The sequence below is a fragment of the Buttiauxella cochleicola genome, assembly GCF_021283185.1.
Classification (GTDB): domain Bacteria; phylum Pseudomonadota; class Gammaproteobacteria; order Enterobacterales; family Enterobacteriaceae; genus Buttiauxella; species Buttiauxella massiliensis.
Window position 1 is genome coordinate 19,770 of the sequence record NZ_JAJSOS010000013.1, and the last position, 11,449, is coordinate 31,218.

Consider the following 11,449-nt stretch of genomic DNA (forward strand, 5'->3'; position numbering starts at 1 on the left):
GTTGAAAATGCACTTATCCAGACATCCGACCAGTTACCCGACGCGTTACCAGGAAATTGCCGCCCTGCTTGAAGTAGAGCTGCGTAACCACTACCGCTGTGGCGACTATCTGCCAGCCGAAAGCCAACTGGCCGCACGCTACGAAGTGAATCGCCACACGCTGCGCCGTGCCATTGATCAACTAGTGGAGAAAGGCTGGGTGCAGCGCCGCCAGGGAATTGGCGTGTTAGTGCTGATGCGCCCATTCGATTACCCGTTAAATTCTCAAGCACGCTTTAGCCAGAACCTACTCGATCAGGGAAGCCACCCCACCAGCGAGCGCTTACTCGCGGTACTGCGCCCGGCTTCAAGCCATGTTGCTGATGCGCTGGGTGTAACCGAGGGCGATGACATTATTCACCTGCGCACACTAAGACGCGTTAACGGTATCGCGGTGTGCCTTATCGACCACTACTTTGCCGACCTCGCCTGGTGGCCCGTGATGCAACAGTTTAATAGCGGTTCGCTGCACGACGTGATTCAGGACCAGCTCGGTATCAACCTCAAACGCACCCAAACACGTATCAGCGCGCGCCGCGCTCAGGCCAAAGAAAGCCGCCTGTTGGAGATCCCAAATATGGCTCCGCTGCTATGTGTTCGCACTCTCAACCACCGTGAAGGTCACGCACTGCCTGCGGAATACTCCGTCAGCCTGACGCGTGCCGACATGATTGAATTCACCATGGAGCACTAAATGGACGCCACGCATTTTGATACCGCACAGCGCCAGCAGTGGATGGCCGTGCTCGCTCACAGCCTGCCTCAAGAACTGGCAGCACTTTGGGCAGAACAAAAACTCAATCCCGAATATCAGGTAATTCGTCAGCCAGAAACAGGCCTGGTACAAATTCAGGCGCGAATGGGCGCCACCGGGCAACGTTTTTTTGCCGGTGACACCACTCTGACCCGTGCGGTCGTGCAACTCGCCAACGGGACTTACGGTTACAGCTACATATCAGGGCGCGATAAAGCCCACGCCGAACGCTGTGCCGTGATCGACGCGCTGATGCAGGAACAAGTTCAGTTCCGGACATTGCAAGAAACCTTAATTGCTCCACTGGCCGCCAACCGTGAACAACGTCTGGCCGCCCGTCGTACCCAAATTAACAGCAGCCGAGTCGACTTCTTCACTCTGGTTCGCGGAGATAACGCATGACCCTGATGACCGCTTTTAACCTGCCTGTGCAGGATGCACAACAGAGCTTCCGTCGCCTGCTCAAAGCGATGAGCGAGCCGGGCGTTATCGTGGCGCTCCATTCACTGCAACATGGCTGGAAACCACTGAACATTGCTTCTACCAGCGTGCTGCTGACCCTTGCCGATAACGACACACCGGTGTGGATTAGTGACGCTCTGAGCAACGACGTGACATTGCAAAACGTCCGTTTTCATACCAACACGCCAATTTCGCAGGCACCAGAACACGCACAATTCGCCGTTGCCGACAGCACGATAACCGCCGATCAGCTTAACGCGCTGGCACAGGGAACCGACGTAGCTCCCGACACCAGCGCCACGCTGATTTTGCAAGTGCCGAGCCTGAGCGGCGGCCGCATGTTGCGCTTAACCGGCGCGGGCATCCGCGAAGAACGCATGATTGCTCCACAACTTCCGGACTGCGTCATCCACGAACTCACCGAGCGCCCGCACCCGTTCCCGCTGGGCATCGACCTGATCCTGACCTGTGGCGAGCGCCTGCTGGCGATCCCCCGCACCACTCATGTGGAGGTGTGCTGATGTACGTCGCCGTCAAAGGGGGCGAAAAGGCAATTGCCGCCGCCCATGAATTGCAGGAACACAACCGCCGTGGCGACCAAAATCTCGCGGAACTGAGCGTCGCGCAAATCGAGCAACAGCTAGGGCTGGCCGTTGATCGCGTGATGACTGAAGGTGGCATTGCCGACCGTGAACTGGCGGCACTCGCCATCAAGCAGGCCAGCGGAGACATGGTTGAAGCCATCTTCCTGCTGCGCGCTTATCGCACCACGCTACCGCGTCTGGCGGTGAGCGAACCGCTGAACACCGCTGAAATGCGTATCGAACGCCGCATTTCAGCCGTCTACAAAGACGTACCCGGCGGGCAGTTACTCGGCCCGACTTACGATTACACCCATCGCCTGCTGGATTTCACCTTGCTGGCAAACGGCGAAGCGCCTCAGTTGAAAACCGCTGACGAGCATGCCGAACCCACGCCGCACGTGTTCAGCCTGCTGGCAAAACAGGGGCTGGCAAAAGCGGAAGAAGATAACGGCGAAAAACCTGACGACATCACCCGCCAGCCGCCGGTTTACCCATGCTCGCGTTCATCACGCCTGCAACAGCTGGTGCGCGGCGATGAAGGCTATTTACTGGCCCTCGCCTACTCCACGCAACGCGGTTACGGGCGCAACCACCCGTTCGCCGCAGAAATTCGTAGTGGCTACGTAGATATCGAAATCGTGCCGGAAGAGCTGGGTTTTGCGGTGAACGTCGGTGAACTGCTGCTAACCGAGTGTGAAATGGTGAACGGCTTTGTCGCCCCCGCGGATGAAGACCCGCACTTTACCCGTGGCTACGGGCTGGTGTTCGGCATGAGCGAACGCAAAGCGATGGCGATGGCGCTGGTTGACCGCGCGCTGCAAGCCCCGGACTACGACGAAACAGTAGCAGGCCCGGCCCAGGACGAAGAGTTCGTACTGGCCCACGCTGATAACGTTGAAGCAGCCGGGTTTGTCTCGCACCTGAAACTGCCGCACTACGTCGATTTCCAGGCCGAACTGGAACTGCTCAAACGCCTGCAAAAGGAGCGTAATCGTGACTAAGGCACTCTCCGGCTACAACTTTGCTTATCTGGATGAACAAACCAAACGCACCCTGCGCCGCGCGATTCTGAAAGCAGTGGCGATCCCAGGTTATCAGGTGCCGTTTGGCGGGCGTGAAATGCCGATGCCTTATGGCTGGGGGACAGGCGGCATCCAGATCACCGCAAGCGTGATTGGCGAAAACGACGTGCTGAAGGTGATCGACCAAGGGGCGGACGACACCACCAACGCCGTGTCGATTCGCAACTTCTTCAAGCGCGTAACCAACGTGGCAACCACCGAGTCCACCGCCGACGCCACGCTGATTCAAACGCGCCACCGCATCCCGGAAACGCCGCTCACTGAAGATCAGATCCTGATTTACCAGGTGCCGATTCCTGAGCCGCTGCGTTTTATCGAACCACGCGAAACCGAAACCCGCACCATGCACGCGCTGGAAGAGTACGGCGTGATGCAGGTGAAACTGTATGAAGACATCGCCCGTTTCGGCCACATCGCCACCACTTACGCCTACCCGGTGAAAGTGAACGAACGCTACGTGATGGACCCGTCGCCGATCCCGAAATTCGATAACCCGAAAATGGACATGATGCCTGCGCTGCAACTGTTCGGTGCCGGACGTGAAAAACGCATTTACGCGGTGCCGCCGTATACCCGCGTCGAAAGTCTCGATTTTGACGACCATCCGTTTACCGTCCAGGAGTGGGAAGAACCGTGCGCGATTTGCGGCTCGCACCACAGTTACCTCGACGAAGTGGTGCTCGACGATGCGGGCAGCCGCATGTTCGTCTGCTCCGATACCGATTTCTGCCGCCAGAACAGCGAGGCCGCAAGCAAATGACTCAACCGTTACTTTCCGTCAATAACCTGACGCACCTTTATGCCCCCGGCAAAGGCTTCAGCGACGTGTCATTCGAGCTTTATCCAGGCGAAGTGCTGGGAATTGTCGGTGAATCTGGCTCCGGCAAAACCACGCTGCTGAAATCCATTTCCGCCCGCCTGGCGCCGCAAAATGGCGAAGTGGTTTACCTGGACTCATCGCTGTACGACATGAGCGAAGGCGAGCGCCGCCGCCTGCTGCGCACCGAATGGGGCGTGGTGCACCAACACGCGATGGACGGCCTGCGCCGCCACGTTTCGGCAGGTGGCAACATCGGCGAGCGTTTAATGGCAACCGGTGCGCGGCATTACGGCGACATTCGCGCCACCGCCGAGCGTTGGCTGGAAGAGGTGGAAATCCCGGCCTCGCGCATCGACGACCTGCCGACCACGTTTTCCGGCGGCATGCAGCAGCGCCTGCAAATCGCCCGCAACCTGGTGACGCACCCGAAACTGGTGTTTATGGATGAACCGACCGGCGGGCTGGATGTGTCCGTGCAGGCGCGCCTGCTCGATTTGCTGCGCGGCCTGGTGCGTGAGCTGAATCTGGCGGTGATTATCGTCACCCATGATTTGGGCGTGGCGCGCCTATTGGCCGATCGCCTGCTGGTGATGAAACAGGGTCAAGTGGTGGAAAGCGGCCTGACCGACCGCGTACTGGATGACCCGCACCACCCGTATACACAGTTGCTTGTTTCTTCCGTCCTTCAGAATTAGGTGCACACGATGACCAGATTACGGGTTGAAAACCTGAGTAAAACCTTTGTGTTACACCATCAGCACGGTATCCGTTTGCCGGTCCTGGCCAATGCCTCGTTGGAAGTCGTATCCGGCGAATGCGTGGTGCTGCACGGCCATTCTGGTAGTGGGAAATCCACCCTTTTGCGCTCGCTGTACGCCAACTACTTACCCGATGAAGGGCATATCTGGGTCAAACATAACGATGGATGGCTCGACATTGTACAGGCTCCGGCGCGTGACGTTTTAGCCGTGCGCCGCCAGACCATCGGCTGGGTAAGCCAGTTTTTGCGCGTCATCCCGCGTATTTCCGCCCTCGAAGTCGTTATGCAGCCGCTGCTAGATTTAGGCGTCTCGCGTGACGTTTGTGAAGACAAAGCCTCGATGCTGCTGACTCGCCTGAACGTGCCGGAACGCCTGTGGAACCTGGCTCCATCAACGTTTTCTGGCGGCGAACAGCAGCGCGTAAACATCGCCCGTGGCTTTATCGTCGACTACCCGATTTTGCTGCTTGATGAACCGACCGCCTCGCTGGATGCGAAAAACAGTGCCGCCGTGGTGGATTTAATTCTGGAAGCCAAAGCACGTGGAGCGGCAGTCGTCGGCATTTTCCACGACGAAGCGGTACGCAATCAGGTAGCAGACAGACTGCACTCTATGGCAACCATCGAGGCTAAAAATGATCATTAATAACGTCAAACTGGTGCTGGAAAATGAAGTGGTGAGTGGCTCACTGGAAGTCGCCGATGGGGTGATTCGTAATTTTGCCGATAGCCAAAGTCAGCTGCCGCAAGCGCACGATGGCGAAGGCGGTTGGTTGCTGCCGGGGCTTATCGAGCTGCATACCGACAACCTCGACAAATTCTTCACCCCACGCCCGAAAGTCGACTGGCCTTCGCATTCCGCGATGAGCAGCCACGATGCATTAATGGTAGCAAGCGGCATCACCACGGTGCTGGACGCCGTAGCGCTGGGCGACGTGCGCGACGGCGGCGACCGCCTGGAAAACCTCGAGAAGATGATCAATGCGGTGATGGACAGCCAGGCGCGTGGCGTTAACCGCGCCGAACACCGCCTGCACCTGCGCTGCGAACTGCCGCACCACACCACGCTGCCACTATTCCAGCAGCTAATCGAACGCAGCGGCGTGTCGCTGGTGTCATTAATGGACCACTCACCAGGCCAGCGCCAGTTCGCAAACATGGTGAAGTATCGTGAATATTACCAGGGAAAATATTCGCTCAGCGATGCGGAGATGAACAGCTACGAGGCGGACCAACTTGCACTTGCTGAGCGCTGGTCACAGCCCAATCGCCTGGCGATTGCCGCTGAATGCAGCGCACGCAATATCGCGCTCGCCAGTCATGATGACGCGACTGCGGCGCACGTGGTGGAATCCCACGAGTTGGGCAGCGTAATCGCTGAATTCCCGACTACGCTTGAAGCCGCGCTAGCCTCACGCCAGCATGGTTTAAGCGTGCTGATGGGCGCGCCAAACATTGTGCGAGGCGGCTCGCATTCCGGCAATGTGGCGGCGCATGAACTCGCACAAGTCGGCCTGCTGGATATCCTCTCGTCCGACTATTACCCGGCGAGTTTGCTGGATGCTGCGTTTCGCGTCGCCCAGGACGAGTCGAACAGCTTCACCCTGCCACAAGCGGTGGCACTGGTGACACGCAACCCAGCCAAAGCATTGAATCTCGATGACCGCGGCGTTCTCGCAGAAGGCAAACGTGCCGATATGGTGCTTGCGCATCTTCACGGCGACCATGTCCACGTCGGCCATGTCTGGCGTCAGGGAATACGGGTGTTCTGATGAGCAAAATAGTCTGGTTGATGGGGCCGTCAGGCTCCGGGAAAGACAGCCTGCTGACGGCACTGCGCCAGCAGGAGAATAATCAACTACTGGTAGCGCACCGCTACATTACCCGCGCCGCTGACGCCGGGTGCGAAAACCATATTGCCTTGAGTGAAAAGGAGTTCGCTCAGCGCCAACAACAGGGGCTATTCGCGCTGTGCTGGCAGGCGCATCAACAAAGTTACGGCGTGGGTATCGAGCTGGATATCTGGCTCGATTCCGGGTTCGACGTGGTGGTGAACGGCTCTCGCCAGCATCTGGCGCAGGCGCGCGCGCGTTACGCCGAAGCGCTAGTGCCGATTTGCCTTCATGTTTCGACGGACGTTTTGCGCAAGCGCCTCGAACAACGCGGGCGTGAAACTGCGCAGCAGATCGAACAACGCCTGCAACGTGCGGCCTTTTATGCCCCGGATTTGGACGACTGTTTAATACTTAACAACGATGGCAGTCTGGCGGAGTCTGTCTTATCGTTTATGCGTCTGGTGAATGGCCAGCGCAATGCCAATATCGTCCATTTTCGTCCCAAGGAACCGCGCCATGTTTGAACTTCGCCCCGCCACTCTTGCCGATATTGATACTGTTTACGCTCTGATCTGCGAATTAAAACAGGCAGAATTTAACCGCCAGGCGTTTAACGTCGGGTTTGCGGCAAATCTCGAAGATCACAATTTATGCTACCAACTTGCACTACTTAACAGCGAGGTTGTCGGCATGATCAGTCTGCATATGCAGTTTCATCTGCATCATGTGAATTGGGTCGGTGAAATTCAGGAACTGGTGGTGATGCCCGCTGCTCGCGGCCACGGTGTGGGTAGCAAACTGTTAGCCTGGGCTGAAGAGCAGGCGCGGATTGCCGGAGCGGAACTCACTGAGCTTTCCACCAGCGCCAAACGCCTCGACGCCCACCGTTTCTACCAGCGCGAAGGGTATCAAAATACCCATTTCCGCTTTACTAAACCGGTGGAGATAAATCGTGACTCTGACGCTAACCCTTAGCGGAACGGGGGGCGCACAACTCGTCCCCGCCTTTGGCTGTTTTTGTGCGGCCTGCGAGCGCGCTCGCAATAATCCACAATTTCGCCGCAAGCCATGCAGCGCGGTGATGAAGTTTAACGACGCGGTGACACTGTTGGACGCAGGCATTCCCGATTTAATGGACAGCTGGCAACCGGGGGAATTTAAGCAGTTTTTACTCACCCATTACCATATGGACCACGTGCAGGGATTATTCCCAATGCGCTGGGGCGTGGGCGAAAAAATCCCGGTGTACGGCCCCGCCGATGAACAAGGCTGCGACGACCTGTTTAAACACCCCGGCATTCTGGATTTCAGCTACCAGCTTGAGCCGTTTGTCTGGTTTACCTTACAGGCGCTACGCGTGACCCCCCTGCCTCTCAACCATTCAAAACTGACGCTGGGCTATTTTTTTGAAACCCCGCACAGCCGCGTGGCGTGGTTAAGCGATACCGCAGGTCTGCCCGATAAAACGCTGAAGTTTCTGGCGAACAATAAACCGGATGTCATCGTGATTGATTGCAGCCATGAGCCGCGTCCTGAAACACCGAAAAACCATTGCGATTTGAATACCGTTATCGAGCTTAATAAACAGATTAGCTGCCCACGCGTTGTCCTTACGCATATCAGCCACAAGTTTGATTGTTGGCTGATGGAGAATGCGTTACCAAAAGGGTTCGAGGCGGGGTTTGATGGAATGGTTATTCGGGTGGATTAGGCGATTTAATCTTGCTAATCACTAATAGCCGATGCTGATGAATTTCAGGATCGGTTCCCCAGGCGTACGGTGACCATTTGCTGACGAATTCGGCTTCACTCGTAATGCGTTGTAATTCGTCATCTTCTTTAGTGCCATCCCAAATCATGACTTCGTATTCAGGGTCGGCAATGGCTTCGGAAATACGGTATTCCCAAAAACGACGACCATCAGCAGTTTGCTCATTATCAGAAACCACAATCTCATACGATTCCAATAACCAGGCAAATATCCGTTTTGCTAATCCCTGTAACGCATCCTGGTGCTCAGCACTAAATGTGCGCCATACCATGACCTGCGTACAGTGCTGTTTGCCTGGCACCACAAATTTCCCGGTAACAATTTTTACCGCATAGGCGGTGATGTCGTCTTTTAGCAGGCGACACTGTTTACCGTCGAGCGACATCACCAGACGGTATCCCGCTGGTGGAACGTAGCCGGGTAAGCTAAAAGGTTCAACCCCTTTGGCGAGGAACGCCAGGGTGTGTTCCCGGTTACGATCTGGGGCGTTGAGCTTTCTGTTGAAATCCGCGTCGCTTATCAATCTCGGTGCCATTTGTTGTGAAATCCTTATCCTAAGTATGCTTATTTTTCCCTTTAAAGCCAGCTTAAAAAAACCACGTTTTTCCTGATATTACGGGTACTTGTAGTAACAAATCTTAAGCTTGATAAGAAAATTAACACACTAAATGAATAAAACTTCACCACTTTTTTGTTTGCTTTTAGTTTTCAGAAGACAACTCGCAAAACGCAAATTTAATGTGCTTTTTATCACTCACCGATTTTCAAAATTTACCGAAAATCATCATCCAAACGGCGTTCGTCCTCTTCAAGCTGGCGGCGCTGTTGATCCAACTGACGTTGCTGGTCGTCAAGCTGGCGTCGGCGATCTTCGAGTTGACGGTGACGGTCTTCATACTGGCGGCGATCGTCATCATTTCGACGCTGGCTTTCGTCCCAACGGCGGTCGTCGCTGTCATCACTACGGCTGTCATTCGGTTTGTAGGCATCGTTAATCGCCTGCGAAATAGACCCCACAATGGAGTTATCGAACAGGCCATCCAACGCATCGGCGTGGGCAATGGTTGTCATGGTCAGGGTGCCGAGCAGTAGCACGGTGGAGTATCGATTCATAAGCCCATCTCATGAAAATAGAATTTAGGAACGATAAAAAAAATGCCAGACCCCTGACAGCAGAGAATTCCCAATTTTCGCCTTAATTATATTTATAAGTAATATTTACCTTTAACCCAACCCAGATTTTTCATGCCTTATTTTGGTGCAAAAAAAATCAAAAAAAATAACCACGCCTCACCCTGAGTAATGATTCGAAAATCTCGAGCAATGCGGTTTAACTTAGCCAAAAATCAGCAATTTAGATTGGAATCACACAGTTTAGAAAAAACAATCGCTCGGAAATACCTCACTTTCACAGCCACAAAAAATTCAAAAACATGATCGCCATCGGTTATTTTAAATAAATAATGAAACGTTATTTCAACTTATATGGATAGCGTGTTTTAATCTTTCCAATTCAAACTAACTCATAGGGAACTACAATGTCTTACGATTACATTGTAATAGCGGGTTATTTCTTATTAATGGTAGCTATTAGCCTACTGTTCAAAAAAATGGCCAATAACAGTACCAGCGACTACTTCCGCGGAGGCGGCAAGATGTTGTGGTGGATGGTTGGGGCAACCGCGTTTATGACGCAGTTTTCTGCCTGGACGTTCACCGGTGCGGCTGGCAAAGCCTTTACCGATGGTTTCGCAGTTCTTGCCGTGTTTGTCGGCAACATGTTTGCTTATCTTCTGGCGTGGGCATACTTCGCTCGCCGCTTCCGTCAAATGCGTGTGGACACCCCAACTGAAGCGGTACGTCGCCGTTTTGGCCCAGTCAACGAGCAGTTCTTTACCTGGGTCATTATCCCACTAAGCGTGATTAACGCAGGCGTGTGGTTAAACGGTCTTGGCGTGTTCGCATCCGCAGTATTTAACGCTGATATCATCACCACTATCTGGATTACCGGCCTTGCGGTTCTGGCTATTTCCATGCTGAGTGGCGCATGGGGTGTGGTAGCGTCCGACTTTATTCAAACGCTGGTTATTGCAGTTATTTCAGTCGCTTGTGCAGTGGTTGCCCTATGGGCAGTCGGTGGCCCGGCGAACATCGTGACTGAGTTCCCATCCGGCTTCTTTACTGGCCCGGATATGAACTACCCGCTGTTGATGGTTGGCACCTTCCTGTTCTTTGTGGTGAAACAGCTGCAAAGTATTAATAACATGCAGGAATCCTACCGCTTCCTGAATGCTAAAGACTCCAAAAATGCCAGCAAAGCGGCTCTAATGGCGCTGCTGATGATGCTGATTGGCGCGGTAATTTGGTTCATTCCACCATGGGCAACGGCGATTCTGTACCCGAATGCCGGGGCGCAATACCCTGAGCTGGGTGCTAAAGCACGTGATGCGGTTTACCTGGTGTTTGCTCGTGAAGCCATGCCGCTGGGTACTGTAGGGCTGCTGATGGCGGGTCTGTTCGCGGCAACCATGTCTTCCATGGATTCTGCATTAAACCGTAACTCCGGCATCTTCGTACGCAGCTTCTATGCAACGATTGTGCGTAAAGGTAAAGCAACAGATAAAGAGCAACTACGTGCCGGTCAAATCGCCTGCCTGGTTAACGGCTTGCTGGTTATCTTCATGGCGCAGTTCTTTAACTCTCTCAAGCACCTCAGCCTGTTCGACCTGATGATGCAAGTAGCAACACTGCTGCAATCACCGATTCTGGTTCCATTGTTCTTCGGCATGTTGATTCGCAGAACCCCTTCCTGGGCACCATGGGCGACCGTAATCTTCGGCCTGGGCGTATCCTGGATGGTGGTTGATGTATTCACGCCACAGTATGTAATGTCCTGGTTCGGCGTTGAGAAACTGACGGGTCGCGAAGTTAGCGAACTGAAAACAATCATTCCAATCGTTGCGCACCTGGTGCTGACCGGTGGCTTCTTCTGCCTGAGCGCGCTGTTCTATAAGCCGCAAGCAGATACAAACGTCGAAGCGACTAATGCGTTCTTTAAAGATGTCGAAACCGAGTGTGTTGAAGACGACGCGCAGGACATCGTTGACCGCATGCAGCGTAACAAGCTGGGCGACCTGACTATCTACATGGCGATTGGCTTGTCGGCGATGATGCTGATTCCAAACCCAATGTGGGGCCGCTTGTTGTTCCTGGCCTGTGCCGCAGCGGTGTTTGCTGTCGGGTATGCGTTAAAACGCAGTGCGAAGATCGATAAAGCAGCTGTGGTTCTCAAACCAGCAATGCAAAATAATCGATAAAACTATCCACTAAACTCAAAAGCCA

14 protein-coding genes are annotated in these 11,449 nt (G+C 54.4%); 12 read left to right on the plus strand and 2 right to left on the minus strand.

What is annotated here, in order from left to right; genetic code table 11:
* Positions 1 to 7 precede the first annotated feature (7 nt).
* From phnF to phnP, 11 genes are read left to right on the plus strand one after another with little or no spacing between them, the layout of a single operon-like run.
* Positions 8 to 733, plus strand: a complete 726-nt coding sequence (gene phnF, locus LVQ76_RS18535; RefSeq protein ID WP_232922229.1) for a phosphonate metabolism transcriptional regulator PhnF — start codon at positions 8 to 10, stop codon at positions 731 to 733.
* Positions 734 to 1,195: a phosphonate C-P lyase system protein PhnG gene (gene phnG / locus LVQ76_RS18540; protein ID WP_151994176.1), complete on the plus strand. Its 462-nt coding sequence runs from the start codon at positions 734 to 736 to the stop codon at positions 1,193 to 1,195.
* A complete protein-coding gene (phnH, locus tag LVQ76_RS18545) occupies positions 1,192 to 1,776 on the plus strand; it encodes a phosphonate C-P lyase system protein PhnH (RefSeq protein ID WP_232865407.1) in 585 nt (194 codons plus the stop codon). Before phnG ends, phnH begins: the two co-directional genes overlap by 4 nt.
* Positions 1,776 to 2,840, plus strand: a complete 1,065-nt coding sequence (locus LVQ76_RS18550) for a carbon-phosphorus lyase complex subunit (RefSeq protein ID WP_232922230.1) — start codon at positions 1,776 to 1,778, stop codon at positions 2,838 to 2,840. The genes phnH and LVQ76_RS18550 overlap by 1 nt, the downstream gene beginning before the upstream one ends.
* A complete protein-coding gene (locus tag LVQ76_RS18555; protein ID WP_232904721.1) occupies positions 2,833 to 3,681 on the plus strand; it encodes an alpha-D-ribose 1-methylphosphonate 5-phosphate C-P-lyase PhnJ in 849 nt (282 codons plus the stop codon). Before LVQ76_RS18550 ends, LVQ76_RS18555 begins: the two co-directional genes overlap by 8 nt.
* Positions 3,678 to 4,436: a phosphonate C-P lyase system protein PhnK gene (phnK, locus tag LVQ76_RS18560; protein ID WP_120064682.1), complete on the plus strand. Its 759-nt coding sequence runs from the start codon at positions 3,678 to 3,680 to the stop codon at positions 4,434 to 4,436. Before LVQ76_RS18555 ends, phnK begins: the two co-directional genes overlap by 4 nt.
* Positions 4,437 to 4,445: 9 nt before the next feature.
* Positions 4,446 to 5,147, plus strand: coding sequence for a phosphonate C-P lyase system protein PhnL (phnL, locus tag LVQ76_RS18565; RefSeq protein WP_232922231.1), 702 nt, complete (start codon positions 4,446 to 4,448; stop codon positions 5,145 to 5,147).
* Positions 5,137 to 6,273: an alpha-D-ribose 1-methylphosphonate 5-triphosphate diphosphatase gene (gene phnM / locus LVQ76_RS18570; RefSeq protein WP_232922232.1), complete on the plus strand. Its 1,137-nt coding sequence runs from the start codon at positions 5,137 to 5,139 to the stop codon at positions 6,271 to 6,273. Before phnL ends, phnM begins: the two co-directional genes overlap by 11 nt.
* The gene (phnN, locus tag LVQ76_RS18575; protein WP_370639851.1) at positions 6,273 to 6,860 is read left to right on the plus strand and encodes a ribose 1,5-bisphosphokinase; all 588 of its coding nucleotides are present in this window, start codon (positions 6,273 to 6,275) and stop codon (positions 6,858 to 6,860) included. The genes phnM and phnN overlap by 1 nt, the downstream gene beginning before the upstream one ends.
* Complete coding sequence (gene phnO, locus LVQ76_RS18580) at positions 6,853 to 7,311, plus strand: aminoalkylphosphonate N-acetyltransferase (protein WP_232922233.1); 459 nt, start codon at positions 6,853 to 6,855, stop codon at positions 7,309 to 7,311. Before phnN ends, phnO begins: the two co-directional genes overlap by 8 nt.
* Positions 7,289 to 8,047, plus strand: a complete 759-nt coding sequence (gene phnP / locus LVQ76_RS18585) for a phosphonate metabolism protein PhnP (protein ID WP_232922234.1) — start codon at positions 7,289 to 7,291, stop codon at positions 8,045 to 8,047. The genes phnO and phnP overlap by 23 nt, the downstream gene beginning before the upstream one ends.
* Here phnP and LVQ76_RS18590 read toward each other — a convergent pair.
* Positions 8,031 to 8,642: a hypothetical protein gene (locus tag LVQ76_RS18590; protein WP_232865400.1), complete on the minus strand. Its 612-nt coding sequence runs from the start codon at positions 8,640 to 8,642 to the stop codon at positions 8,031 to 8,033. The two genes, phnP and LVQ76_RS18590, sit on opposite strands and share 17 nt — an antisense overlap.
* Before the next feature lie 236 nt (positions 8,643 to 8,878).
* Entirely contained in the window at positions 8,879 to 9,220 is a 342-nt protein-coding gene (gene yjdP / locus LVQ76_RS18595) for a DDRRRQL repeat protein YjdP (protein ID WP_232904723.1), read from the minus strand.
* A gap of 425 nt (positions 9,221 to 9,645) precedes the next feature.
* On the opposite strand from yjdP, the gene LVQ76_RS18600 reads away from it, so the two are divergent.
* Positions 9,646 to 11,424, plus strand: a complete 1,779-nt coding sequence (locus LVQ76_RS18600; RefSeq protein WP_232922235.1) for a sodium:solute symporter family protein — start codon at positions 9,646 to 9,648, stop codon at positions 11,422 to 11,424.
* The last annotated feature ends 25 nt before the right edge of the window (positions 11,425 to 11,449 follow it).

Bases quoted from the DNA above. Each gene is read 5' to 3' on its own strand.
- phnN (WP_370639851.1), top strand. From the start codon at position 6,273: ATGAGCAAAATAGTCTGGTTGATGGGGCCGTCAGGCTCCGGGAAAGAC.
- phnM (WP_232922232.1), top strand. From the start codon at position 5,137: ATGATCATTAATAACGTCAAACTGGTGCTGGAAAATGAAGTGGTGAGT.
- LVQ76_RS18550 (WP_232922230.1), top strand. From the start codon at position 1,776: ATGTACGTCGCCGTCAAAGGGGGCGAAAAGGCAATTGCCGCCGCCCAT.
- phnG (WP_151994176.1), top strand. From the start codon at position 734: ATGGACGCCACGCATTTTGATACCGCACAGCGCCAGCAGTGGATGGCC.
- phnK (WP_120064682.1), top strand. From the start codon at position 3,678: ATGACTCAACCGTTACTTTCCGTCAATAACCTGACGCACCTTTATGCC.
- LVQ76_RS18590 (WP_232865400.1), bottom strand. From the start codon at position 8,642: ATGGCACCGAGATTGATAAGCGACGCGGATTTCAACAGAAAGCTCAAC.
- phnH (WP_232865407.1), top strand. From the start codon at position 1,192: ATGACCCTGATGACCGCTTTTAACCTGCCTGTGCAGGATGCACAACAG.
- phnF (WP_232922229.1), top strand. From the start codon at position 8: ATGCACTTATCCAGACATCCGACCAGTTACCCGACGCGTTACCAGGAA.
- yjdP (WP_232904723.1), bottom strand. From the start codon at position 9,220: ATGAATCGATACTCCACCGTGCTACTGCTCGGCACCCTGACCATGACA.
- LVQ76_RS18600 (WP_232922235.1), top strand. From the start codon at position 9,646: ATGTCTTACGATTACATTGTAATAGCGGGTTATTTCTTATTAATGGTA.
- phnL (WP_232922231.1), top strand. From the start codon at position 4,446: ATGACCAGATTACGGGTTGAAAACCTGAGTAAAACCTTTGTGTTACAC.
- phnO (WP_232922233.1), top strand. From the start codon at position 6,853: ATGTTTGAACTTCGCCCCGCCACTCTTGCCGATATTGATACTGTTTAC.